Below are 23,315 nucleotides of genomic sequence, written 5' to 3'. Positions count from 1 at the left end.
CCAAGGCAGTGGCAGGGGGTAGCTCAGCCGTGGGCGGTGAAGTACTCCTTGCTGCCGACTGGGTCGGGCTTCATGGTCGCAGCGCCCGGCATCCAGTTGGCGGGGCACACCTCGCCAGGGTGCCCCTGCACGTGCTGGAAGGCCTTGAGCACGCGCAGGGTTTCCTCCACGCTGCGGCCCACCGAGAGATTGTTGATTGTGGCGTGCTGCACGATACCGTCCGGATCGATCAGGAACAGGCCCCGCAGCGCCACACCGACCTCCTCGTCGAGCACGCCGTAGGCGCGGGCGATCTCCTTCCTGAGATCGGCCACCAGCGGATAGGCGATTTCGCCGACACCACCGTCCTGGCGCGAGGTCTGGATCCAGGCCAGGTGGCTGTACTGGCTGTCGACTGAGACGCCCAGCACTTCAGCGCCAAGTGCGGCGAACTCTGCGTGCCGATCGCTGAAGGCTGTCACCTCCGTGGGGCAGACGAAGGTGAAATCGAGCGGATAGAAAAACAGCACCACATACCGGCCGCGGTACTGCGACAACTGGATTTCGCTGAAGTCCTGGTCCACCACGGCGGTGGCGGTGAAGTCGGGCGCCTGCTGACCCACGCGCAGGGAGGCGTTGATCGTCATGGCGGAGAGATGCTCAGGGACGGGAAGGTTGGGGAGGCTATGGCCGCCGGCGACAGCATCACGCCGGAAGCCGGAGATTGCAGCTGCGAAAGGAGGTGTGCCGCGGTGTTCCTGCCGTCTCTATCACTGTATCCAGCGCTGTCTGTGTGCAGCGGCCGTGGCGCGGATCAGCGGCGCTCGCAGCCGATCAGCAGGGGCCTCAGCCAGACGGATCAGGGCAGCCCTTGCCGGCCAAGCGCAGCGGGTCAAGAACTTTTGTCATAAAACACTGGCTGCATGCCTGAATGGGGTCGTTGGCGCGGTAAGCAGGTGAGGTGGCAGGCGGCTTCGTCAGCTCCTGTCCGCAGCACCGAACGCCAGCCTGGAGCGCACCCGGTTTCGGTGGTCCTTTTCTTTTGCCTGCCCTGATGTCCTGGGATCCCGTCCTGCTTCGCAAGTACAACGCCACCGGGCATTTCCGTCTGCTCAGCCAGCTGCGCAGCGAAATCGTCTCCCACCCGATTCAGCGTCCCCAGGCCGATGGCAGCCCGGCACGCCGTGGCCGTGGTTCCTCATCCTCCTCAAGGCGCTCCGGTGCCCGTGGTGGCGCCAGCGAGGCTGCGAACACCACCTCGGATTACGGAGCCGCTTCAGCCAATTCCGCCCCCAGCTTTCGTGAGCGCCTGAACGCCATCGAAATGCGCTGAGATCACGCGGCGATGCGCGATGGTGACTCAGATAGCGAGAGCCTCAATCAGAAAGCGAGACGCTGAGTCAGAAAGCGGCAGGTTGATTCAGGAAGCGAGAGAGACGATCACGTTCACCCCGCATGGAACCCATCCAACATTGATCCCCCGCGGATTGAACGCACCCCACAGTCAATCCACCGCGGATGGAACCAACCCCGGATGGGACCCACCCCGTTTTCATGCGGACCCAACTTGAGTGCTGGCTGATTCGTACGCCCCGGCACGCAGGGCCGGGATTGAGTCATTGGCCGAGCCGCGCAGAGCGCTCAGCAGAACTCGCCAGCTTCAGGCGCCAACAAAGTCTCGCCAACGTCAGGTGTCACCCCATTGAGGTGACAAGGATGTCAAACGATCAATGTCAAAGAATTGAAGTGCCACTGGATCTACCACTGGGTTGTATCGATTTTCAGGGCAATGGCTCGGGGGAGACTTGAACTCCCGACCTTGGGGTTATGAATCCCACGCTCTAACCAGCTGAGCTACCGAGCCTTGTGTGGAGAGCTTAAACGACGGCCCGACGCCTCCCGTGCGGCGCGTCTCAGGCGCGGCCGGGGAGGAACTCCAGGGGATTCACGGCACCACGGCCGGGGGGATGGATCTCGAAGTGGAGGTGAGGCCCGGTGCTGCGTCCGGTGCTGCCCATCGAGCTGATCACGGTTCCCTGGCCCACCATCTGGCCGACTCTCACCATCAGGCGGCTGTTGTGGGCGTAGAGCGACTTGCTGCCGTCGCTGTGCTGGATCTCCACCAGGTAGCCGTAGCCCCCGTCATGCCAGCCGGCAAAGACCACCTGGCCGGATCGGGCGGCCACGATCGGCGTGCCGACGTTGTTGGCGATGTCGACGCCTTTGTGCATGCGCCCCCAGCGCCAGCCGAAGCCGGAGCTGAACACCCCTCTGGTGGGCCAGATCCAGGTGGCGTCGCCCTGGGTGGGGCCTTGCTCCACCTCTGGACGGCCACCGAAGGAGGGGAGATCCGGCCAGCTGAGCCCGCCGCTGCCCACGGGATTGAGCCCGAGCACCATCCGGGTGCGGCCGGGGGCGGAACGGGCCAGCCGCACCTGGGTACCGGCCACGAGCCGGGCGGCCTCTAGGCCGGGGTTCAGCCGCAGCAGCTCCTGAATCGTGAGGTTGTAGCGCTTGGCGAGCTTCATCAGGCTGTCGCCGAAGCGCACCACTCCGGTGGATTCCAGGGGTGGCAGCTCGGAGAGCGGGGCGGAGCGCCGGATCTGCTCGGGATCGAGGGCGGCCACGCTGCGGGCCCGGTTGGTGTCACGTCCAGGGATCACCAGCCAGTCGCCCTGGCTGAACCTGTGGTCTTCGGTCACATCATTCATGCGGGCCAGGGGCGTTTCCTGGATGCGCAGCTGCTGAGCGAGCTCATCCAGGGTGACCTCTGCGCGCACCTGGATCCACACCCTGTCGCTGGCCTTGGGGAGCGAGGCGAGCTGCTGGACCGCTTTGGGTTCGGCCGTCAGCCCCAGAGCATCCCCGAAGCCGGCAGACAGCTCATCAACCCCGCTGGAGCGGGAGTCGGCGATGCCAGGGATGGCCGCAGCAGCCACCAGAGAGAGAACCGGGAGGGCTCCCATCAGAGGCAGGATCAGTTGCGAAGGCTTCATGCAAATTCACCCATTGGACAAAACCCGGTGGAGAAGCCGCCACCCCCCGGGTCGCGCCGACAGTAGCGGCCTGAACTCCTTTAGACAACCTGAAGGCCGGAGCGAACGGGGTTCAAGCGTCCCTGGCGGTGCTGGAGATCCCTGTCCCCAACTGGCGAATGGCCTCAAACAACACCACGGCAGCGGCCACGGAGAGGTTGAGGCTGCGCACCCCACCACCGCTGCGCACCGAGCCCGGCATCGGCACGGTGAGCCGGGCATCGGCGGCGGCCAGCACATCCGGCGGCAGGCCGCTCGATTCACGCCCATGCAGCAGCCAGTCGTCGTCTCGGAAGGCGAAGGAGGTGTAGGGCTGGTCCACCTGGCTGCTGAAGGCCACCAGGCGCCCACCGCACCTGCGGCGGTGCTGCTCGAAGCTCACCAGGTTGGCGTGGCGATGCAGCTGTACCCAGGGCCAATAGTCCAGGCCCGCCCGCTTCAGCTGCCGGTCATCGATCTGGAAGCCCAGCGGTTCGATCAGGTGAAGCTCGCAGCCGGTGGCCGCACAGGTGCGCGCCACATTGCCGGTGTTCGGCGGGATCTCCGGCTCAAACAGCACCACGCGCGGCATGGCTCAGAGCTCCGGCACCGGCCTGCTCAGCCGCAGCAGATCGATCGCCCGCCCGTGCACCACCAGCCAGGCCTCGTTGCAGCGGGGCAGCAGCTCTTGTTGCAGCGCCCCGAGCCGATCCCGGAAGCGCCCGCCGATCGCCGTGGGGGGCACCACACCCCAGCCAGTCTCCTCAGACACGATCAGCGCGGCGGCGCGGCAACGCTGCAACGCCGACAGCAGATGCTGCTGTTCCTGCTCCCAGGCGCCTGTGTCCAGTTCGAGGTGGTGCGCCAGCCAGGTGCCGAGCGAGTCGATCAGCAGCAGTCGCTCAGCGGGCGCCCGCTCCAGCGCGGCGCTGAGCTGCCCTTCCACCTCCCAGGTGGGCCAGTCGGCCGGCCGGCGGCGGCGGTGCAGGGCCAGCCGCTCGCTCCAGCTGGCATCGCCCTCGAGGCGGGGGCCGGTGGCGATGTAGGTGACCGGCCGGCCCGAATGCAGGGCCAGGTGCTCGGCCCAGCGGCTCTTGCCGCTCCGGCTCGGACCGGTCACCAGGGTGAGCATGGCGTCAGCCCCCGCCATTCATGTTGCGCAGCGTGGCCACAGAAGATGGGGACACACGGTTGAGATAGCGGAAAATCCAATACTTGAAGATCGTGGCCAGAATCACCGGGAAGGTGGCGATGAAGAGCATCACGAAGTTCTCTCTCACCGGTAGTCCCAGGTGGGTGGCTACACCGTCGAGCAACACAGTCCAGCCTTCCGGGCTGTGAAATCCCACGAAGATGTCGGTAAAAAGAATGATTGCAAAGGCCTTGGCACTGTCGCTCAGGCCATACACCTGTTCGTCCAGAAAGCCGCGCAGCACCCGGATGTCCTCACGGGCCAGCAGGCAGACCAGCCCGAAACTGAGCAGCCCGAAGGCATCGGAGAGCACGTTCTTGATCGCCAGGGTGCTCTGTCCATCCGCTTCTTCCTTCAGTTCGGCGGCGCGGCTGGCCAGGGCCTTGTGCATCGCCGCCGGGTCGGGGAGGTCTTCGCCCTTGAGCAGGGCATCGAATTCCAGCTCCGCTTTGTACACACGCAGCTTCTCCACAGCCGCCTCTTCAAGCTGCGGTTTGGGGTAAGTGAGGAAGGGCACGTCGGGCGCGAAGCGATCCACCAAGGGCGAAATCACGAAGGTGCGGCTGGCCTGCTGCATCAGCAGCGGCACCAGCACCAGCAGCAGCAGGATGCGCAGCGACACCAGCGTGGAATCGCGGCGCCGGCGAAAGCCAGCCACCACGGTGGCCTCTGCCTGGGGATCCAGCTGCCGTCGCACCTTCTCCATCAACCCCATCAGGCTGCGGGGCAACAACTCCGGCGAGCGGGTGAGGGTGGAGAGCGGCTTGCGGTTGGAGTAGCGCCCCTCAACTGTTTCAATCAGCTGGAACTGCCGCAGCTCCTGGGGATCGAGTTCGTGGCGGCGGGGCTGGAGTTCCTCCACCACCTGCCGGCACAGCTCCAGTGAACTGCGAAACCGCCGCATCATCTGCGCCTGCACCGACGCCGGCATGCTCAGCTCAAGCTCCGGCCGCACAGGGCGGTCGTTGAAGTATTCGAGCTCAATGTTCTGGATCAGCAGGGCGGCCTCATAGGCGCGCTCCAGATTGCTGCGCAGATCCTTGGTGCGGGCCTTCCCGAAGGTTCCCATCCAGTCGGTCAGACCCATGGGTGCTCAGCGGGAGAAAACCCACCAGGTGAGCATCGGCACCACCGTGCCCACCACCAACAGCACGACGATCCAGGTGAAACCATTGCTGGAGGCCGTTTCCTCCTGGGTGGGGATGTTCGACTCCACTGGCACGATCACCTGCTCCAGCGGCGGGCCAGGGTCTTCGCCGCCTGCCAGCACGGCCGTGATGCGGTCGAGGGCATCGAGTGAGGCCTGGCGGTAGCGTGATCCCAGCCGGATTGGTATCGCCATGGTGCGATCGGCGGTGTTGCGCAGCAGGGATTCAGGAAGCTGGTCCAGCAGGGTGTCACTGGCCACCACGGCGGCAGTGTTCGTCTGCGAATCGATCAGCAGGATCAGCTGGGAGGAGTCGTCGCTGGAGGCGGTGGACCAGCGGTCGATTAATTGCTGGCCGAGGGTCTCGAGATCGAGGCCGTAGTCGAGGCGCTGCACCGTGACCAGGCGGGCTTCGATGTGATCGGCCTGCAGCTCCTTGAGCCGGCGTTCCAGCTCCACCGCCGTGGCCCTGCTGAACAGCTCGGCGGGATCGATCAGGTGCTGCTGGGGCAGAGCGGGATAGGCGCTGGCTCCGACGGCCCAGGCCGCCGCTACGGGCAGGAACTGGAGCAGCAACACGGTGATGGCAGCCAGTAGACGCAGCGGCAGACGCAAAGACCGGGCCTCACAGTTGTGATTGTCAGTCTGCCGCCCGCAGGCCCTGCTGTCGCGCCCTGATGTGTCAGCGTTCGTATTCCAATCGCCAGAATCCCATGGCCGGTCTCCCGCCGCCGGCACGGCTCTGCCTGGCTGCCGGAGTGCTCGGCCTGCTGCTCTGCCTGCTCAACCAGCTCACGGCACCCGACCTTTCTCCCGCTCTGGAGCGGGCAGCCGTGCTCGCCAGCCTGATGGCGGTGGGCCTGATGCTGGTGGCCGTGCTCTGGACGCGGGCCCTGCCGGCGGCACCGGAACGGGTGGAGTTGCCCGGGCCCCAGGGGCTGGAACTTGATGAGGCCCTCCCGCCCCTGGCCCGGCAGGAACTCGCCTGGGGCAGCCACATGCTGCTCACCGCCACGCCCGCCGCCAGCGTGCTGCTGTTCTGGCAGGGCCGGGTGGTTCTGCGCCGCGGGGTGCTGGCCGAAGAGCCCTTCTTCCCGGGTGCAATCTGCGAGCGGGCCCGACGGACGGAGCGCTGCGTTTCGCTGGTGGACCTGCGCCTTTATCCCGGCCGCCAGGAGTTCACCGGCTTGCCGCTGGGCACGCCAGCCGTGATCGTGCAACCCATCGGTGCGGTGGGCTGGTTGCTGGTGGGGGGCTGGTCGCCACGATGCTTCTGCCGCGCCGATGAACTGTGGCTGGAGGGCTGGGCTCGCAAGCTCAGAACGACACTGGAGGACGCTTCCGCGCCGGGCCCGGCGCCCGTGGCGGCACCGTGAGCTCGGTGAACACCCGCGCCCCCGGACTGACGAACTCAACGGTGCCGTCTTTGCCCACCTGGCCGCTGAGCGCTTCGCTGCGGGTGATCTGCCGGTTCGCCTCGCGTTCCAGCCGCACGGCCCCCTGGGCCTGAACCTCTTTCGAGGTCCAGTTCCACCGGCAGACGTTGGCCTGCAACCACTCGCCTGGTTGGCGCACATCGCAGCCGGCGGGGATGAAGGCCGTGGTGTCCGCCAGATTCGCTTCCAGTGCCTTGCCGCGCACCGTGAGCTGATCGAAGCGGCCCGTGAAGGGTTCGGCGCTGGAAATCCATTGCTTCTCCAGGTTCCAGCGGGTTCGCCCAGCGGCGATCTCCGTCTTGGCGGCGGGGTCAAGGAACTGCACCGGCGCGATCCCGTCGAACACCTGCTCGCGCGTGTTGCCCTCCAGTGCTGATGCGGTGAGGCGCTGGGCGGGCTTGCCGGGCTGCTGCCTCAGCGCCAGCACCGGCCCGGCCGCCTTCAGATTGCCGCTCGGCGGATACCAGTCGGCTTCGCGGGTGAGCAGGTTGAGGCCCGGCTGGAGCAGACGGGGAGATCCGCGCAGTTCCAGCTTGTCTTCGGCGATCAGGAAACGGGCGCGCTCCGCCGTCAGGCGGGTGGAGCGGTCGGTGGCAACGGGCCTCCCGCTGATCTCAATCAGGGAGCGGGCTGGCGTCCAGCGGACGCGATCGCCCGTGATCGTGGCGCCCTGGGGGCCGATCACCACGATGCTCACCTTCCCCTCCAGCTGGATCACCTCGCCGTCGTTGATCACGGTGCCGCTGCCGGCCTGGATGCGGTAGCGCGGCTTGCCGGCCGCATAGATCACACCGCGCGGTTGCCTGGCGGTGGCCACGCGGCGCTGCAGGTCGTAGCGGGCTTCAGGGCTGGTCAGCTCCCAGCTGGGTCGCCCCTTGGCATCCTGCTGGCGGAGGTTGAGGGCGCGGAACACGAACGGCTGCGGTTTGGCCGGCGTTCTGGCGCTGCGCGCACAACCGAACAACGGCACCCCCAGCAGCAGCACCAGCAGCAGAAGGCCGCTGCGGCGTGTGGAGCGGGAAGCGATCAAAGCGCTTCCTCCAGCTCGAGGCGGGCCATCACCGGCGCCGGCTCAGGCAGGGGTGTGCCCGCCACTAAGCCACCCCAGCGCAGCCGTTCGCTCCATGGCGGATTGGCGGGGTTGCCGGCGGGGGCCGGCTCAGGCGCACCGCTGAGCACGGGGGCCTGCGCCAGCTGGACCAGCATGCGCCCGGCCAGATCCGGCAGTAAAGGGGCGATCAGCAGGGCCACGATCCGGGCAGCCTCAAGCACGGCGTAGAGATCATCCGCCACCTGCTCCACCCCCTCCTGCCGTTTCATGCGACTCCAGGGGGCCTGCTCGTTGAGGTAGCCGTTGGCGGCCACCGCCAGCTGCAGCGCCGCCTCCGCCCCCGCGCGGAAATCAAGCCGTTCCAGTGCCGCCATCACCCGCTGCGTGGCCTCCGCGCTGGCCAGGGCCAGCGGATGCTGATCGGTGACGGCGCTGCTCACCGGCGGCACAGCCTCGGCGAACCAGCGACGCGCCATGGAGGAGGTGCGGTTGAGCAGGTTGCCGATCGTGTTGGCCAGGTCGTTGTTGACCAGGTCGGTGAAGCGCTGCTGCTGAAAGTCGCCGTCGTCGCCGAAGCCGATGTCCCGCAGCAGATACCAGCGCACCGCATCGGGCCCGCAGCGCTCCAGCAGGGTGGCGGGGTCGAGCACGTTGCCCAGCGACTTGCCCATCTTCTGCCCTTCACGGGTGAGAAAGCCGTGGCCGAACACCCGCTCCGGCAGCGGCAGGCCGGCCGACAGCAGCATCGCCGGCCAGTAGACGGCATGAAACCGCAGGATGTCCTTGCCGATCACATGCACCGACGCCGGCCAGCCCCGTTGGCTGAGCAGATCGAGATCGGGGGCATCACCGGGCTCCAGCAGGGCGGTGAGGTAGCCGAGCAGCGCATCGAACCACACATAGAAGGTCTGCGGTTCATGGCCCGGCACCGGCAGGCCCCAGGGCACGTTCAGGCGGGAGATCGAGAAATCACGCAGGCCCTGCTGCACGAAGTTCTCCACCTCCTTCTGCCGGCCGGGCGGGGCGATGAAGCCAGGACGGCGGATCAGCTCCTCGATCGGCTGCTGGTAGCGGGAGAGCCGGAAGAAGAGATTGGTTTCATCGCGCCACTCCAGCGGGCGGTGGTGAATGCTGCAGTTGGGGGCATCGGCACCGGCGGCCTCGTCCTTGAATTCCTCGCAGGCCACGCAGTACCAGCCCTGCTGGCGGCCCTCCACCACGTCGCCGGCGGCCTCGACCCGCCGGAAGAACTGATCCACGAGTTGGCGATGGCGTGGATCGGTGGTGCGGATGAAGCGGTCGTTGCTGATCTCCCACGCCTGCCACAGCTCCCTGTACTGAGCGCTGACGCGGTCGCAGTGGGCCTGGGGCGTGAGCCCGGCCTGTTCTGCGGTGCGCTGGATCTTCAGGCCGTGCTCGTCGCAGCCGGTGATGAAGATCACCCGTTCCCCCTGGAGGCGCTGGAACCGGGCCAGGGCGTCACAGGCCAGGGTCGTGTACGCGCTGCCGAGGTGCGGCTTGTCGTTGACGTAGTAAAGGGGGGTGGTGAGCGTGTAGGTCATTCGGCGGGGATCAAGGGCTCGCTGGCCCGCCAAAGCGGCCCTGCGCCGGCGACGGATCCTACCGAGCGTCTCTTGGCGCCGGCCTTTCTGCCAACGGTGCCTCAGCACTTTCGGGCACTCTGACAACCTTTCCCCACCAGCCGCCCTGCCGCCGATGGCCTTGCTTCTGTGTGACCGCCTCCCGCTGCCCGGTTGCCGCTGATGGGCGCCGCAGCGGAACAAGCCCAGGTGGTGGTCTGGGGCGGTGGCAGCGGCGGCGTGGCAGCGGCGCTGCAGGCGGCCCGCGCCGGCGCCGACACCCTGCTGCTCACCCCCGGCGGCTGGCTGGGGGGAATGGTGAGCGCTGCAGGGGTCTGCGCGCCCGACGGCAATGAGCTCACCCCCTGGCAGACCGGTCTCTGGGGGGCGCTGCTGCGGGCCTTGCAGCAGGCGGAAGCCGAAGGGCTCGATCACAACTGGGTGAGCTGCTTCGGTTGGCGGCCGGCCACGGCCGAACGGATCCTGCGCGGCTGGGTGGCGGCAGAACCGCGCCTGCGCTGGTGGCCGTGCTGCACGCTGCGCGGCGTACGGCGCCAGGGACGGCGGGTCACCGCCGTGGAGATCGAGCGGGAGCACGAGCCCCAGTCGATCGCTCTGGAGGTGCTGATCGATGGCAGCGACCGAGGCGATCTGCTGCCCCTGGCGGAGGTGCCGTTCCGCTGCGGCTGGGAACCCCGCGAACAGTGGGGGGAACCCAGCGCTCCGCCACAGCAACAGCTGGAAAACGACGCCTTCTTCCAACGGCAGCCGGTGCAGTCGCCCACCTGGGTGGTGCTGGGCCAGCTCGGGCAGGGCCCCTGCCCCTCCGGCCGGCCGCCGGCCCCACCCTTCGCGCGCTCCACCGAGGCCCACGGCCTGCTGCGCACGCTCACCTATGGGCGCCTGCCGGGCGGGCTGGTGATGCTGAACTGGCCCTTGCACGGCAACGACTGGCACGACGGGCTGGAGCGGGCCTTCAGCGCCGATCCGCAGCAGCAGCAGGCGCTGCAGGCGGAGATGCGGGCCCACAGCCTCGCGTTTGCTGCGGCCCTGGGCGAAGCCAGTGACGGCTGGGTAAAGACGGCGGCGGTGTTCCCGGAGGCGGCGGCAGCGGCGGCCCTGCAGGGCTCCTCGGCCTTGGCGTTGATGCCCTACTGGCGCGAGGGCCGGCGCCTGCACGGTCTGGCCACTGTCACTGAACGGGATCTGTTGCCCCAGGCCTGCGCCGGCGGCACAGCCGAGGCACGCCTGGCCCCGCTGGCCACCGGCCCAGACGGGACGATCAGCTCCATTGCCGTGGGCAATTACCCCAACGATCACCACTACCCCGGCCCTGACTGGCCCCTGGCCCCGAAGAGCTGCCGTTGGGGCGGACGCTGGAGCGGCACCCCCTTCACGATTCCCTATGGCGCACTGGTGTGCGCCGACCTCGACAACCTGCTGGCCGCCGACAAGTCCTTCAGCACCAGCCACATGGCCAACGGCGCCACCCGGCTGCAGCCGCTGATCCTCAACATCGGCCAGGCGGCGGGAGCGGCGGCGGCGTTGTGCGTGGCCCACGCACTGCTGCCGGCCGAGCTGCCGGTGCGCCAGCTGCAGGAGGCCCTGATCAACGACCCGCAGGCGCCTGCCGGGCCGCTACCGCTCTGGGACACCCCCTGGCATCACCCCGAGTGGCGCCTGCGCCAGCACGCGGCGCTGGCCGCGCCCGAGCGCCTGTCGCCGGGTGGCGAGCTGCTTGGCGCCGCGCCAACGGATCCCGGTGTTGCCCCAGCGGAGCCCCACGAACGCCTGTTCCAGGGCAGCCTGCAGAGCGATGGCAACGGCGGCTTTCTCCTCGGCACCGGCGAGCGCCCCTGGCCTGTGATCACGCTCGAACCCGGTCTGCACCGCTGGCTGGCCGCTGTTGAGCTACCTCGCACGGTGCAGCTGATCGGCTGCGCCAATCCCTGGGGGCCCTGGCTGCGGGTGTCACGGCTCGTCGCAGACTGACGCCTGCGCTGGCCATCGCCTGAGGCCCCCTCAGCGCGCCTCGAGGCGCAGCAGATCCGACAGCGAATCCACCATCTGCACGTGCACGGTGAGGGTGGTGCCAGGTTCGGCGGCGGCGGGGCAGCGGGCAGCCACGTCCAGCGCCAGCGCTTCGAGATGCACGAGGCCCAGCCGGTCCTGCTCCCGCAGCCAACGCAGGAACACCCCCTCCAGACGTTCCTGGGGGTGCTGCTCAAACCACACCTGCTGCCAGTGGCGCTGGTCTTCGCGGCTGATCTGCACCCCCTCCCGCAGCGGCGGATCGAGTTGATCGAGCAGGGCGCCGAGGTCGGTTCCATCCAGGGGCGGCTGGTGCTGATGATGGGCCGCCAGCTGGCGTTGCACCACCAGATCGGCGTAGCGACGGATCGGTGAGGTGGCCTGCACGTAGGCGCTCAGCCCGAGGCTGAAGTGATGGCAGGGCTGCACACCGGTGACACCTCGGGTGAGGCAGCGGCGCAGGGCCATGTGTCGCACCGGACCAGGGGGCAGGGCCTCCAGCTGGGCAGCGGGCGGCAGCTCGGCGCTGGGCTGGCCCCGGTAAGGAAGGGCCAGACCCTCGCTCACGCCATAGGCGGCGATCACGGCGCCGTTGAGGATCATCGCTTCGGCCACCAGCGCCCGGGCCGGGCTCGGGTCGGTGATCTCCACGCTTGTCTGCCCGTCCACCGCGCGGATGCGGCCCTCCGGTTGCTCCATCTGCAGGGCACCCTGGCCCACACGCCAGCGGCGACGGCGCTCCAGCAGGGCGTCGATGCTGGCCAGATCCGGTTCTTCCTTTGGAGCCAGTTCGATCAGGGCATCGCCGTCGGCGTAGGAGAGGCGATAGGTGGGCAGCACCCAGCTGCGCACAATCTCCACGGCAGCCACTGCACCTTCGTCATCCAGCTCGATCGCGGTGCTCCAGGCGGCACAACGGTGACCCTGGCGCAGGCTGAAGGGGCCGGTGGCCAGAGGAAAGGGAAACATCGGCACCACCCGGTCGGCCAGGTAGAGGCTGGAGGCGCGGCGTCGTGCCTCCAGATCCAGGGGCGACTCCGGTGGCACCAGCCGCCCAGGATCGGCGATGTGCACCCACAGACGCTGACGGCCATCGCCCAGCTGCTCCAGGGAGAGGGCGTCGTCGATCTCCAGGGTGTCGGGATCGTCGAGGGTGTAGGTGCGCAGGGTGGTGAGGTCGCGGCGCTGGTCGTCGCCGGGTTGCGGGTCAGCGGCGGCCGCGATCAACCGCTCGGCCTCGGCCAGCAGCTCGGGCACGAAGCCCTGTTCCCACACGGTGCGCTGCAGCGAGGGAAGTGCGTGGGGCTCCCACTGGCCCAGATCCACCAGCAGGCGTCGCACCGCCCTCGGCTCCGCACTGCAGTGGGCGCCGTGCAAGGCCTGGCGCAGGGCCACCGGCAACGGCGTGGTGGTATCCCCGCCGGCCAGGGCCAGCAGGTGGTCGAGCTGGGCACGGGCCTGGGCGTCGAGGCTGCTCGGATCGAGCGGCTGACGTTGCTGCAGCAAGGCTTGCCAGCGCTGTTCGCGCAGCCGGCTCAGGCGTTCGAGGTGACGCTCCCGGCGCAGCTGGCGGAGATCCCGCAGCGTGCGGGGCTGAACCGCGCCGTGGCGCCAGCGAAAAAAGTGCTGCTCCTGGTGCTGCAGGACCAACCAGCAGGCGGCTCGAGCCGCCGGTGTGTCGGCAGGGGCCACCAGGGCCACGAGCTCCTCCAGTGGCATGGCAGCAGGAGGTGCGCCATGGGAAGAAGCCCCGGAGGCGGCAGGCGACGCCGGCTCACTGAGCAGCAGCCAAGCGGCGCCGAGATCACGGCTGGAGGGCCGTTGCTGTTGCAGCAGCTCCGCTGTGAGCCCCCAGGGGGGGGCGACCATAGAGGCGGGCGGGTTGAAGGTGCCTGGCAACGACACCAGGGGATCAAGCTCACGCAACGGCACCTGTTGGGGTCTGGCCTCAAAGCCGACCCGCAGGGCCGCTTTGCTGCCGGACAGGGTGTCGATGACGGCAAGCTCAGGCCCTCTGGTGCCGTTCAGACCGACCAGGTCGCCGGGCTGAAACGCCAAGGCGAACTCAGCCCTCTGGGTTCACGAAGGGAAGCAGCGCCAGGATGCGGGCGCGCTTCACGGAATTGGTGAGGTCGCGTTGCTGCTGGGCGGTGAGCCCGGTGAGCCGGCGGGGCAGGATCTTGCCGCGTTCGGTGATGAACTTCTTGAGCAGATCAACGTCTTTGTAGTCGATCGGATCGCCGGGTTTGATCGGCGAAAGACGCTTCTTGAAGAAGGAGCTGGACATGGGGAAGGGCAGAAAGGAAGAAGACGTGGGGAGAGGAAAAGCTGTGGGGCTGGCGGTGATAACCGCCAGCCCTCACTCACTTGATCTCCTTGTGGTTCGTGCTCTTGTTGCAGTGAGGGCAGAACTTCTTCAATTCGAGCCGTTCGGTGGTGTTGCGGCGGTTCTTCTGGGTGGTGTAACGAGACACACCAGGAGACCGCTTGGCGGGGTTGGACCGGCATTCGGTGCACTCAAGAGTGATCACGAGCCGGACGCCCTTGTTCTTTGCCATGGAAGGACGTGCGCCGCTGAAGCGAGGCGAGCTGACAGCTGAACAACATACTCTCCGGCCTGCACCGGGCCGGTCATTAGGATCTCGGCGACTGGACGCCGTGGATTCGATGCAGGTCTCGCTCCAATGGCTGCGGGAGCTGGTGGCCTGCTCCATGCCCGCCGCTGAACTGGCCGAACGTCTATCGATGGCCGGCTTTGAAGTCGATGCGATCGAGGATCTTGCTGCCCGCGCCGCCGGCGTGGTGGTGGGCTTCGTGGAGGAGCGCAGCCCCCATCCCAACGCCGACAAACTCAGCGTCTGCCGGGTGCGTTTCTCGGCCGCTCCAGGCGACGACCTGCTGCAGATCGTCTGCGGCGCCCCCAATGTGCGGGCCGGAATCCATGTGCCCGTGGCGATGGTGGGCGCCCACCTGCCGGCGGTGGATCTCACCATCAAACCCGCCGAACTGCGTGGCGTGGCCAGCAGCGGCATGATCTGCTCGCTGCGGGAGCTGGGACTGCCCGAAAGCAGCGATGGCATCGCCGTGCTCGACGATTTGCTCAGCGACGTGCCGCCCCTGGGCACCCCGGTGGGACCCAGCCTCGGACTTGACGATCAGGTGCTGGAACTGGCGATCACCGCCAACCGCCCCGATGGGCTTTCGATGCAGGGCATCGCCCGCGAGGTGGCGGCCCTCACCGGCGCAGCGCTCACGCTCACAGCGCCGGCTCCGCAGGTCTCCGCCGTGCCGTTGCCGGTGGCGGCTGCTGACGCCGCCGCGATCGAAGCCGGTGGTCTCTACAGCCTCACGGCCATCACCGGCGTGAAGGTCGGCCCTTCGCCGGACTGGCTGCAGCAGCGCCTGGAGCGGGCCGGCCTGCGGGCGATCAACAACGTGGTCGATGTCACCAATCTGGTGATGCTGGAATTTGGCCAGCCCCTGCATGCCTTCGACAGCGAGCGGCTCGCCCTGCTCGGCCCGGCAGGCTCTGTCAGCGCCGATCCCGGCGCCATCGGCGTGCGTCAGGCCGGCGACGGCGAGGCCTTCGAGGCGCTTGATGGCAGCAGCCATCGCCTCACCCCTGAAGCGCTGCTGATCACCTACGCCAACCAGCCGGTGGCCCTGGCGGGGGTGATCGGTGGAAGCAACGCCTCGGTGCACCCCGGCACCGGCGCCATCTGGCTGGAAGCCGCTGTGTTCGCGCCCCAGGCGGTGCGCCGCAGCGCCCGCAGCGTGGGCCTGCGCACCGATGCCAGCCATCGGTTCGAGAAAGGCCTGCCACGGGAGGTCACCCTGGCGGCGGCGGATCGTGCCGCCGCCCTGCTGGTGGAGCTTGCCGGCGGCGAGATCCAGGGCCGCTGGCTGCACCAGGCGCCTGTGGATCCCCGCCCACCGCTGGCCTTGCGCCGCGATGCCCTGCACCAGCTGCTGGGTCCCGTGCTCGTCGATGGCGTGGCGGACGACCTGGCCGATGAACGCATCACGGCCACCCTGGAGGCCCTGGGCTGCCAGCTGGAGGACAGCGAGGAGGGCTGGTGGGTCACAGTGCCCCCGTCGCGGGCGATGGATCTGCAGCGGGAGGTGGATCTGATCGAGGAGGTGGCCCGGCTCGTGGGTTACGACCATTTCGCCACCCATCTGCCGGACCCGATCTGCCCAGGCGGCCTGGAGCCTGCCCAGAAGGCCGAGCGTCTGTTGCGCCGTGCCCTTTGCGCCGCCGGACTGCAGGAATGCTGCTCGCTGTCGCTCGGGCCGGCCCACGCCCCGGTGAGCAGGGGCATTGGGCTGACGACGGCAGAGCGGGTGGCGCTGGCCAATCCTCTTCTGGCTGAATACGGCCACCTGCGTGATTCGCTGATCGACGACCTGCTGCTGGCGGCACGCCGCAACCTGCAGGCCTCACAGCCAGGCTTCTGGGCCTTCGAGATCGGCCATGTGTTCCGTGCCAACGGCGATGCCGCCGACACCGATGCGATCAGCGAGGCGAAGCTGGCGGGGGTGATCTGCGGGGAACGGCGCTCCGAGCTGTGGAGCAGCGCCGGCAAGCCCCGGCCGTTGGGGTACTACGAAGCGCGGGGTGTCCTGCAGCAGGCTCTCGGCCAGTTGTCGCTGACCTGCGACGACCGCCCCCTGCAGGGCCATGCGCTGCTGCACCCGGGCCGGGCGGCGGAGCTGGTGCTCGAAGGCCGCGCGGTGGGCTGGTTTGCACAACTGCACCCGGCCCAGGCCGAAGCCCTCGACCTGCCGGAAGCCACCCATCTGTTTGAGCTCTCGCTGGAGCCGCTGCTGCGCGCGGCCACCCGCAGCAACCGCTGGCAGCCCAGCTTCAGCCCCTATCCCACCGTTCCCGCCTCTGAACGTGACCTGGCCGTGGTGATCCCTGCCAGCGTTACGGCTGCCCAGCTGCTCACGGTGATGCGCAAGGCCGGCCGGCCGTTGCTGGAGTCGGCGGAACTGATCGACCGCTATGCCGGCAGCCAGGTGGCGGAGGGAGCCGCCAGCCAGGCCTTCCGCCTGCGCTACCGCGATGCGCGCCGCACCCTCACCGAAGCGGAGGTGGAGCAGGCCCACGCGGCGGTGCGCCAGGCCGTCGAGAAGCAGTTCGACGCCCAGCTGCGAGCCTGATCTTCAGCAGCGGGCCTGACACTCAGCTGGCGGTCAGCACCGCCAGCGCCTCCACATGGCTGGTCTGGGGGAAGAAGTCGACGGGTTGCACGCTCTGCAGCGTCAGCCCCCCGTCCTGTGTGAGGCGGGCCAGGTCGCGGGCAAGTGTGGCGGGGTTACAGCTGAGGTAGGCGACCCGTCGGGGGGGGCAGGCACGGATCACGGCCGTGACCTGCTCGGGAAGGCCTTTGCGCGGTGGATCGAGCAGCAGCCCATCCGCCTCCGGCAGCAGCTCCACCAGCGCAGTGGCCACGTCGGCGCTCTCCACCGACAACCCATTGAGACCGTTGAGCGCCGCATTGAGCCGGGCCTGCTCAACGCTGGGCAGGTGCAGCTCCAGCCCCCGCACGCTTGCCCCGGCGGCCGCCAGAGGCAAGCCGAAGGTGCCGATGCCGCAGTAGGCCTCCACCAGCGTGCGTCCGGCGCGTGGTTCAAGCGCGTCCAGCAGCAGCGGCACCAGCCGCTCGGCCTGGGGGGTGTGCACCTGAAAGAAGGTGTCCGGCGCGATGCGCAGCTCGTGCCCGCAGAAGCGTTCGCTCAGCCAGCCCCGCCCGGCGATCACCTCGGTGCGCGGACCCATCAAGGTGTTGGTGGGCAGGGGCTGGAGGTTCAGGCACACGCCCACCAGTTCAGGCCAGCGCTCCATCCAGGCGTCTGCACGTTCGCTCAGCCCGGGCAGCTGGCTGTGGCTGCTGATCAGGGTCACCAGCACCTCGCCGCTGTGATGCCCGACGCGCAGGCCCAGATGGCGAAGACCACCGCCTTCGCTCAGGTCCGAGTCCACGGGCCAGCCGCTGGCTTCCAGCTCCTGCTTCAGTGGCGCGATCAGCGAGTCGATGCGCGCATCGAGCACCGGACAGCGGTTCATATTGACGATCTTGTGGCTGCCGCTGCGGTAGAAGCCGGCTCTCAGGGTGCCGTCGGGCCCGCGCTCCAGCGGAATCACGGCCCGGTTGCGATAGGCAAGCGGCTCAGCCGCCGCCAGGATCGGCTGCACCGCCAGGGAAAAGCCACCGATCCGCTGCAGGGCCTGCTGGACCAGATCCTGTTTCCAGCGGGCTTGGGCCTCATCGACGAGATGCTGGACGCTGCAGCCGCCGCAGCGCTCGGCAAGGATGCAGGGAGGACGCCGGCGCTCTGCCGCCGTGTTGTGCCGCTCGATCAGCTCCGCCACCACGTGGCCTTTGGCCTGGTAGGTCACGCGGGCCGTCACCGCCTCACCGGGCAGGGCCTGTGGCACAAACACCACCACGCCCCGCTCGCCTCCCCCTTCCGTGGCTGCGCCCCAGCGACCGACACCCTCGCCGAGGTGGTTCAACCCGGTGATGCTCAGCTCCAGGGCCGTGCCGGAGGGGGGCAAGAGAAGGGCCATCCAAAGACCTGCGACACAACGGGCAGCCCCTGACCCTAAAGGCCCCCCCGGATGCAAAGGGCCGTTACACAAAGGCGCTTCCGGCCATCGCGAGGGACTCTTCTCGGTAAGATCGGCCCCAGCGTGGTGCTTTCGATGAGCGTCGTCAGGGACCTGATCCTGCAAGCCGATGATCAGTTGCGCTACCCCAGCGGCGGTGAATTGCGCTCCATGGCGGAGTACCTCTCCGGCGGAAACCAGCGCATTCGTGTCGCCCGCGTGCTCACGGAAAACGAGAAAAAGATCGTCAATGAGGCGGCGCGGCAGCTGTTTCTGCGCAAGCCCGAATACGTGGCCCAGGGCGGCAATGCCTATGGCCAGCGCCAAAGGGCCCAGTGCCTGCGCGATTTCAGCTGGTACCTCCGCCTGGTCACCTACGGCGTGCTTGCCGGCAGCACCGAAAAGATCCAGGACATCGGCCTGATCGGAGCCCGCGAGATGTACAACAGCCTCGGGGTGCCCATGGCGGGCATGGTCGAAAGCATGCGCACACTCAAGGAGGCGTCACTGGCGCTGCTTGCCACCGAGGATGCCGTCATGGCTGGCCCCTACTTCGACTTCCTGATCCAGGGGATGCAGACGCCCGGCTGATCTGCCTGCCCCGTCGGATCTGATCGTGTCTGGCCTGGCCTGATGATCTTCTGCTCTTGAGCCAGCAACCCAGCTTGCGTTGAGGTGTTTCATGGTCTCGTCTGCTTCGGTGGCGCCACCCTCATCGACAGGTGAAGGCCCTTCGCAAGCCCTCTGACATCTAGGCAACTGTTCAGCTGGCTGCGCACACCTCTGACAGGGAGTGCAGCGTCTGCACCTGCCCTGGGGTGAGATCAAAGCTGAGGTCTTCCAGGGAACTGGGCAGCACGATTTGAAGGCTCATCCCAGCTGCAGGGATCGGATCCAGGCAACCGGCCTCGAACTGGGACGACCTCATCGCAACCAAGGCGCCCAGCCTTTGGCTCGCACCGTTGTCAAGGTTCCAGTTGCCGGGCTCGTCCTCTTGAACGGCTGCCAAGAAGAAAAGCGCAGCGCAGAACAGAAGCGCCGTGCCTGCCATCCCTGTGCCGAATCAGGCCAAGCAGGATCGCCATTGCCTCTGTCCGGCAAGAGGTAATGAGTCCATTGGCTTCTGCGCTGAGGCCAGTCGTGGAGTCGTCTCTTCTCCACTGTCTCACTCTGGACATGTAGTAGGTCCCGAGCTGGTTCTGTCGTGAGGAACATGAGATCCAATGAAAGCCACAGCAGGATCGCCCTAAGCAGCGGTTAAGAGAACGATCGAGCCGCGCCTCGTGGATCGGTGAGGCGAGGCAAGGGCGTCATTTCCGGCTGTGTCTCGCACATCGGAAATCGTTCAGGTGCGCAGAAGAGGTTCGATAGGAACAACTCACCCAGACGTTCCCTCATCGCGCAGGCTTTGTCGGCAGTCACCTCGTCATGGCTTAGCTGCGTTGTTTCCTGGGTCGCCTGGCGCTGGACGCCCAGTGTTCGCCGAAGGCCGCACTCTCCCAGCTGTCTCATACGCGACCAGTAGCAGGTCCAGTACCGAGTCTTATCTGCGCTGCTTGAAAACCAGATTTTCCTGCGATTCCACCTGTGCAGACCGACCTTTTCCCCTCTGAGTCTGCAGAGATGGTCAGCCTGGTCATGGGGCTGGCTGGAGTTTCTTCCTGTTCATCTGTGCCGCCTTGGACGTTCAGTGCTGATCGCCGTCGACCGTGACCCATACAACCCCCGGCTCTCTGCGAGCCTGGCGGATCCTGAGCTGGTCCAGCCAGCAACATGGCACTCCACCACAGAGTCTTCGAGCCGGCTCACCCCTTCGCTGCCTGTGGCTTCATGCCACGCCATCGTGATTTCGCACGCGCTCACTCCGGTGCAGCCCGTCGAAGCTGCGCCTTGGTCAACCCTCTGCGTACCTGTGTCTTACGCAGGTACGCAGCTGAACTTTTGCTCGATGCTCCCCTGCTCTAATTGGGTTTTCAGGTCCTCCCGATTCCATGCCCACCTGCTGGACAGCTGCCCTGTTGGCTGGTGGACAAGCCGCTGCAGGACAAAGGTGTCATTGGCGCGGTGATCCGTAGCCAGACGATTGCGGAACTGATGGTCAGTGGTTGCCTCTTCTCATCAGCGATCCGCCCGGGGCTTTGGCTGGGTACCGAGTGCATGGCGCTCTGATGGTTTTCGATCTGGAGGGTGTTGTGTCTGTGCTGGGACGGTGCGGCTGCATCGTTTTGCGGCTGGGGGTGTTCCCCCTCAGGGGCGACAGAATCGCCACAATGTGCCACTAATCTCATACGGGTCCTGATGCGAGACTCTTACCGCGTCTCACCGTGGACAGATGAGCGAAGCCTTTCAGGCGGAGGCTGGCAGAGGCCTCCGCCTGAAAGGACCATGAGCCAAGCAGGAGCTCTGGGCCAGGCCAGAGGGTCAGCTGGATTTGCGATAAAGCTCCTTGAGCAGTTGGTAGGCCTCATTCAGGCGGCGCATCGTGTCGGCGCTGCCGCCGGAATCGGGGTGGTGCCGTTGGGCCTGCTCCCGATAGGCCTCGCGGATCCGTTTCAACGTGAGCCGTTCGCCGACCTCGAAGGGAATCTCCAGCACCTTGAGGGCTCCCTGCAGCGTCATCGTGTGCTCCAGCGTCTGGAAGGAGGTGCCCTGCCGGCGGCGGCGGAAGCGATGCACGAAGCGCCTGATCAAGGTGGGCAGTCGCAGGCTCAACGTGGCCGGGCTGAACGGATCCTCCAGCAGCCCGGCGCCCACCATCACCCGCTCGAAGCTGGGCGGGCCAGCCGGCCAGCTCGGAGCACAGCCCACGATCCAGTGTTCCAGCGCCGACCACGTGAAAGGTCGCCCTTCCGCCTGGTCGGACTGGGGCCAGATCTCCTGGCCCAGCCATACCATCGCCGCTTCCAGGACAGCGTCGTTGGCGGCCGTGCCGTACAGGCCCACCCAGTGGGCTGTGGCGGCAGTGAGGGCGGCGCTCAGATCGTGCTCAGAGATTTCTGGAAAAGGATCATTGGGCCGTGTTGGCGTGCTCGGCTGCGGGTGGAGGCTCTGGCGCAGCCGTGCCGACCGTTGCTGCACGAATCCAGGCAGATCGATGCCACCTCCCATGCCTCGGCTTCCGGATCCGCCGCTGCCAGTTGCGGCCGTCTCCCGCCCCTTGTGCGGACCCGGCAGTGTTCGAGGCTGTTTGCGGGTCTCACTTGAGACCTCTTCTGAGTCTCGTGTCAGGTCTAACCCGAATTCGGTGAGACCGTCCTCGGTAGTGAGCACGAGTTGCGTGCTTTCGCCGCTGGACGCCAGCACCAGAGCTCCCCGTTCAAGCAGCACCTCATGTTCTTGATCGTCGCCGTCGTCCTGCTCCGCCTCCTGGTCGGGGGATTCAGGCAGCAGTAACTCCAGCAGGTGCTCCATGGCCTGCCCGTGGGTGGAGAAGCCCCATTCGCGCTGGAGTTGCTTGAACTGCGCGATCCTTGCGGTCGGCAGCGTCATCGACAGAGTTTTGCGCTCCTTTCGTACCGGCTCAGCCACGTCGGAACCGATGGGAGTGGACCTAGCGCCCCATCATCTCCCTGAGGAACCGCTGTTGGGCCTCGGCCGCTTCCCGATAACGGCCAAGCAGCACGGTCTGGGTGCCGTCGTTGGGGCCCTCACCCGGCAGCTGGTTGAGCAGGGGGAGCGGGATGGCCGGCAGCGGGCGGATCCAGGCCGGCACCAAGGTGGGCAGAAAACGGGGGGCGGCAGCCGGTGCCGGGGGTGGAGGCGTGGGACGCGCGGGTGCTGGTGCCGGGGGCGGTGCGCTGGCGGTGCGGCCGGAGGCGGGACGGGTAACCGGCACTGGGGCCGCCAGGGTGGGGGGAGCTTTGGGAGCGGGCCGTTGGCGGGCGGCTTCCGCGGCGGCGGCACGGGCCATGGCGATGCGCTGTTCCCGCTCGCGCAGCTGAGCCAGCTGGTAGCTGGGCACCACGCTCAGCAGGTGTCCGGGCGTGGCATCGGCTGGGTACACCATGCTCACCCGCACAGGGTTGTTCACACCGGGGACCAGGTTCAACGAGGCCAGAGAAAGACTCTCGCCTGAACGCAGGCCTACGTGCACGTCGTTGTAGCCCTCCTTGGTACGGATGCCGATCGAGCCGCGGAAGGCCGTGAACTGGCGGCCGTTCGCGGTGGGATGGCTCATCACCAGCTCATGGGGCCCGTTGCCTTTGAGATTCAGATCCACATCGAAACGCACGCCATAGGTGCCCACGTTGTCGAGGGAGGAATCAATCATGCGGCTGGCCAGCGGGTTCACCTGCACTTCGCGGGTGCCGAAGGTGTGGCGGTTCGTGCTCGTGAAGGGCACGTGCAATGGGCCCTGATTGAGATCGTGCACCAGGCTCGCCTGGTACTCATCGCCGATCGCCACGCCACCGACCCGTGAGAACACCTGGCCGTAGTGGATCTTTGAGAGCATGTCGAGGTAGATGCGGCCTGGCGCGAGCATCCCTTGATCCAGCACTGCGAACAGATCGGCATCAGTTTCCGGATCCTCCGCTGCCACCACCGCCATCTGGAACGGCCCGTCACTGCGGCCTTTCAGTAGGCCATTGGCGATGCCCCGGGCGGGCAGACGGGTGTGGAACAGTACCCGGCGGCTATAGGGAGGAACCACCAGAGTTTCCGGCATCTTGGGATCCAGCTCCCCGCGCAACATGATCACCGAGGTGGCATCACCCGGTCCGGTGTTCCAGGGGCGCCGCCCCAGTGGTTTCACGCCCATCAGGTGGTTGCCTAGATAAGGCGCTTCAAAGCTGTTGCGAACGGCGCCGCGCTCCATCTCAAGGGTGACAGGACGCGAGCCCGGGTTCATCACGATCGTGGCGATCGTGAGCTTGCCGCGCACATAACGGCCGCCGAGACGGCTGGCATTTTCTGGGAAATACTTGTGATGAACGTGGAGCCCGAAATCTCCGTTGAAAGTGTAAGTAGCGTTGTTGAGATATTGACGGGTTTCCGTGGCGATAGCCTGGCCAGGCGCTGTGTTCACCAGAATTCCCGGGCCGAAGACCTCCTCAGGCTGGTTGGAATGCAGCACCGGCACGGTGTTGAACGCGCCGTTGAGTGGACGGGCTGACTGGCCCGCCATCAAGGCCACGTAGGCGTGGGCGGCAGGCGCCTGCAGCACGAGCGTGCCGGCGATCACCACCAGACAGGGGCGAAGAAACCTTGTGGGAATCATGGGTCCCATTTGATTGATCTGGCGGGGGGACAACGGCAAAACGGTGGCGGT

Annotated in this window: 20 protein-coding genes and 1 tRNA gene; 6 read left to right on the top strand and 15 right to left on the bottom strand. The window is 67.2% G+C overall.

From position 1 onward, the window contains the following. Window positions 1-23: 23 nt before the first annotated feature. Window positions 24-626: a peroxiredoxin gene (locus tag CJZ80_RS09985; protein ID WP_094512872.1), complete on the bottom strand. Its 603-nt coding sequence runs from the start codon at window positions 624-626 to the stop codon at window positions 24-26. 407 nt (window positions 627-1,033) lie between these two features. On the opposite strand from CJZ80_RS09985, the gene CJZ80_RS09980 reads away from it, so the two are divergent. Then, entirely contained in the window at window positions 1,034-1,312 is a 279-nt protein-coding gene (locus tag CJZ80_RS09980; RefSeq protein WP_144037006.1) for a hypothetical protein, read from the top strand. Between the two features lie 457 nt (window positions 1,313-1,769). On the opposite strand, the gene CJZ80_RS09975 is transcribed toward CJZ80_RS09980, so the two are convergent. The 6 genes from CJZ80_RS09975 to psb32 form a co-directional block, all read right to left on the bottom strand. After that, window positions 1,770-1,843, bottom strand: a tRNA-Met gene (locus CJZ80_RS09975). 49 nt (window positions 1,844-1,892) lie between these two features. Beyond that, on the bottom strand, window positions 1,893-2,945 hold the full coding sequence (locus CJZ80_RS09970) for a M23 family metallopeptidase (protein WP_233132971.1): 1,053 nt from the start codon (window positions 2,943-2,945) through the stop codon (window positions 1,893-1,895). A gap of 142 nt (window positions 2,946-3,087) precedes the next feature. After that, window positions 3,088-3,585: a tRNA (cytidine(34)-2'-O)-methyltransferase gene (locus CJZ80_RS09965; RefSeq protein WP_094512869.1), complete on the bottom strand. Its 498-nt coding sequence runs from the start codon at window positions 3,583-3,585 to the stop codon at window positions 3,088-3,090. A gap of 3 nt (window positions 3,586-3,588) precedes the next feature. After that, a complete protein-coding gene (cobU, locus tag CJZ80_RS09960; RefSeq protein ID WP_094512868.1) occupies window positions 3,589-4,143 on the bottom strand; it encodes a bifunctional adenosylcobinamide kinase/adenosylcobinamide-phosphate guanylyltransferase in 555 nt (184 codons plus the stop codon). Further along, entirely contained in the window at window positions 4,130-5,272 is a 1,143-nt protein-coding gene (gene pxcA, locus CJZ80_RS09955; protein WP_094512867.1) for a proton extrusion protein PcxA, read from the bottom strand. The genes cobU and pxcA overlap by 14 nt, the downstream gene beginning before the upstream one ends. Before the next feature lie 6 nt (window positions 5,273-5,278). After that, window positions 5,279-5,947 (bottom strand): photosystem II repair protein Psb32, encoded by a 669-nt coding sequence (psb32, locus tag CJZ80_RS09950; protein ID WP_094512866.1) that lies wholly within the window; start codon window positions 5,945-5,947, stop codon window positions 5,279-5,281. Window positions 5,948-6,045: 98 nt separating this feature from the next. On the opposite strand from psb32, the gene CJZ80_RS09945 reads away from it, so the two are divergent. Next, the gene (locus CJZ80_RS09945; RefSeq protein ID WP_158217467.1) at window positions 6,046-6,708 is read left to right on the top strand and encodes a cofactor assembly of complex C subunit B; all 663 of its coding nucleotides are present in this window, start codon (window positions 6,046-6,048) and stop codon (window positions 6,706-6,708) included. Here the strand turns inward: CJZ80_RS09945 and lptC are convergent. Together lptC and metG are read right to left on the bottom strand one after the other, a co-directional pair. Next, window positions 6,650-7,798: an LPS export ABC transporter periplasmic protein LptC gene (lptC, locus tag CJZ80_RS09940; protein ID WP_233132970.1), complete on the bottom strand. Its 1,149-nt coding sequence runs from the start codon at window positions 7,796-7,798 to the stop codon at window positions 6,650-6,652. The two genes, CJZ80_RS09945 and lptC, sit on opposite strands and share 59 nt — an antisense overlap. Beyond that, window positions 7,795-9,381, bottom strand: coding sequence for a methionine--tRNA ligase (gene metG, locus CJZ80_RS09935; RefSeq protein ID WP_094512864.1), 1,587 nt, complete (start codon window positions 9,379-9,381; stop codon window positions 7,795-7,797). Before metG ends, lptC begins: the two co-directional genes overlap by 4 nt. Window positions 9,382-9,582: 201 nt before the next feature. Here metG and CJZ80_RS09930 point away from each other — a divergent pair, with 201 nt between their 5' ends. Continuing rightward, the gene (locus CJZ80_RS09930) at window positions 9,583-11,391 is read left to right on the top strand and encodes an FAD-dependent oxidoreductase (protein WP_094513014.1); all 1,809 of its coding nucleotides are present in this window, start codon (window positions 9,583-9,585) and stop codon (window positions 11,389-11,391) included. A 30-nt stretch (window positions 11,392-11,421) separates the two neighbouring features. Here CJZ80_RS09930 and CJZ80_RS09925 read toward each other — a convergent pair whose 3' ends face one another. The 3 genes from CJZ80_RS09925 to rpmG all read right to left on the bottom strand — a co-directional run bounded on the left by CJZ80_RS09925 (window position 11,422) and on the right by rpmG (window position 13,988). Beyond that, window positions 11,422-13,488: an RNB domain-containing ribonuclease gene (locus CJZ80_RS09925; RefSeq protein WP_233132969.1), complete on the bottom strand. Its 2,067-nt coding sequence runs from the start codon at window positions 13,486-13,488 to the stop codon at window positions 11,422-11,424. 7 nt (window positions 13,489-13,495) lie between these two features. Further along, the gene (rpsR, locus tag CJZ80_RS09920; protein ID WP_094512863.1) at window positions 13,496-13,717 is read right to left on the bottom strand and encodes a 30S ribosomal protein S18; all 222 of its coding nucleotides are present in this window, start codon (window positions 13,715-13,717) and stop codon (window positions 13,496-13,498) included. 76 nt (window positions 13,718-13,793) lie between these two features. Beyond that, complete coding sequence (gene rpmG / locus CJZ80_RS09915) at window positions 13,794-13,988, bottom strand: 50S ribosomal protein L33 (RefSeq protein WP_094512862.1); 195 nt, start codon at window positions 13,986-13,988, stop codon at window positions 13,794-13,796. Between the two features lie 109 nt (window positions 13,989-14,097). Between rpmG and pheT the strand changes: the two genes are divergently transcribed. Continuing rightward, window positions 14,098-16,596 carry a phenylalanine--tRNA ligase subunit beta gene (pheT, locus tag CJZ80_RS09910; RefSeq protein WP_094512861.1) on the top strand — a complete coding sequence of 833 codons (2,499 nt, stop codon included), beginning with the start codon at window positions 14,098-14,100 and terminating at the stop codon, window positions 16,594-16,596. Between the two features lie 22 nt (window positions 16,597-16,618). Here the strand turns inward: pheT and rlmD are convergent, their stop codons facing one another. After that, window positions 16,619-18,007, bottom strand: coding sequence for a 23S rRNA (uracil(1939)-C(5))-methyltransferase RlmD (rlmD, locus tag CJZ80_RS09905; RefSeq protein WP_198948284.1), 1,389 nt, complete (start codon window positions 18,005-18,007; stop codon window positions 16,619-16,621). A gap of 135 nt (window positions 18,008-18,142) precedes the next feature. Between rlmD and apcD the strand changes: the two genes are divergently transcribed. Both apcD and CJZ80_RS15340 read left to right on the top strand, forming a co-directional pair. Then, complete coding sequence (gene apcD / locus CJZ80_RS09900; protein ID WP_094512860.1) at window positions 18,143-18,637, top strand: allophycocyanin subunit alpha-B; 495 nt, start codon at window positions 18,143-18,145, stop codon at window positions 18,635-18,637. 1,434 nt (window positions 18,638-20,071) lie between these two features. After that, complete coding sequence (locus tag CJZ80_RS15340; RefSeq protein WP_158217466.1) at window positions 20,072-20,215, top strand: hypothetical protein; 144 nt, start codon at window positions 20,072-20,074, stop codon at window positions 20,213-20,215. A 252-nt stretch (window positions 20,216-20,467) separates the two neighbouring features. Here CJZ80_RS15340 and CJZ80_RS09890 read toward each other — a convergent pair whose 3' ends face one another. Both CJZ80_RS09890 and CJZ80_RS09885 read right to left on the bottom strand, forming a co-directional pair. Beyond that, entirely contained in the window at window positions 20,468-21,535 is a 1,068-nt protein-coding gene (locus tag CJZ80_RS09890; RefSeq protein ID WP_094512858.1) for a J domain-containing protein, read from the bottom strand. Window positions 21,536-21,596: 61 nt separating this feature from the next. Then, window positions 21,597-23,264: a DUF3370 family protein gene (locus tag CJZ80_RS09885; RefSeq protein ID WP_233132968.1), complete on the bottom strand. Its 1,668-nt coding sequence runs from the start codon at window positions 23,262-23,264 to the stop codon at window positions 21,597-21,599. Window positions 23,265-23,315 lie beyond the last annotated feature (51 nt).

Source organism: Synechococcus sp. MW101C3 (assembly GCF_002252635.1).
GTDB lineage: Bacteria > Cyanobacteriota > Cyanobacteriia > PCC-6307 > Cyanobiaceae > MW101C3.
The sequence above is the reverse complement of the archived record's forward strand: the minus strand, read 5'-3'. Positions and strand labels throughout refer to the sequence as shown.

Bases quoted from the DNA above. Each gene is read 5' to 3' on its own strand.
- CJZ80_RS09890 (WP_094512858.1), bottom strand. From the start codon at position 21,535: ATGACGCTGCCGACCGCAAGGATCGCGCAGTTCAAGCAACTCCAGCGC.
- pheT (WP_094512861.1), top strand. From the start codon at position 14,098: ATGCAGGTCTCGCTCCAATGGCTGCGGGAGCTGGTGGCCTGCTCCATG.
- rpmG (WP_094512862.1), bottom strand. From the start codon at position 13,988: ATGGCAAAGAACAAGGGCGTCCGGCTCGTGATCACTCTTGAGTGCACC.
- metG (WP_094512864.1), bottom strand. From the start codon at position 9,381: ATGACCTACACGCTCACCACCCCCCTTTACTACGTCAACGACAAGCCG.
- pxcA (WP_094512867.1), bottom strand. From the start codon at position 5,272: ATGGGTCTGACCGACTGGATGGGAACCTTCGGGAAGGCCCGCACCAAG.
- apcD (WP_094512860.1), top strand. From the start codon at position 18,143: ATGAGCGTCGTCAGGGACCTGATCCTGCAAGCCGATGATCAGTTGCGC.
- CJZ80_RS09945 (WP_158217467.1), top strand. From the start codon at position 6,046: ATGGCCGGTCTCCCGCCGCCGGCACGGCTCTGCCTGGCTGCCGGAGTG.
- cobU (WP_094512868.1), bottom strand. From the start codon at position 4,143: ATGGCGGGGGCTGACGCCATGCTCACCCTGGTGACCGGTCCGAGCCGG.
- rlmD (WP_198948284.1), bottom strand. From the start codon at position 18,007: ATGGCCCTTCTCTTGCCCCCCTCCGGCACGGCCCTGGAGCTGAGCATC.
- CJZ80_RS09985 (WP_094512872.1), bottom strand. From the start codon at position 626: ATGACGATCAACGCCTCCCTGCGCGTGGGTCAGCAGGCGCCCGACTTC.
- CJZ80_RS09930 (WP_094513014.1), top strand. From the start codon at position 9,583: ATGGGCGCCGCAGCGGAACAAGCCCAGGTGGTGGTCTGGGGCGGTGGC.
- CJZ80_RS09980 (WP_144037006.1), top strand. From the start codon at position 1,034: ATGTCCTGGGATCCCGTCCTGCTTCGCAAGTACAACGCCACCGGGCAT.
- rpsR (WP_094512863.1), bottom strand. From the start codon at position 13,717: ATGTCCAGCTCCTTCTTCAAGAAGCGTCTTTCGCCGATCAAACCCGGC.
- CJZ80_RS09970 (WP_233132971.1), bottom strand. From the start codon at position 2,945: ATGGGAGCCCTCCCGGTTCTCTCTCTGGTGGCTGCTGCGGCCATCCCT.
- CJZ80_RS09965 (WP_094512869.1), bottom strand. From the start codon at position 3,585: ATGCCGCGCGTGGTGCTGTTTGAGCCGGAGATCCCGCCGAACACCGGC.
- CJZ80_RS09885 (WP_233132968.1), bottom strand. From the start codon at position 23,264: ATGATTCCCACAAGGTTTCTTCGCCCCTGTCTGGTGGTGATCGCCGGC.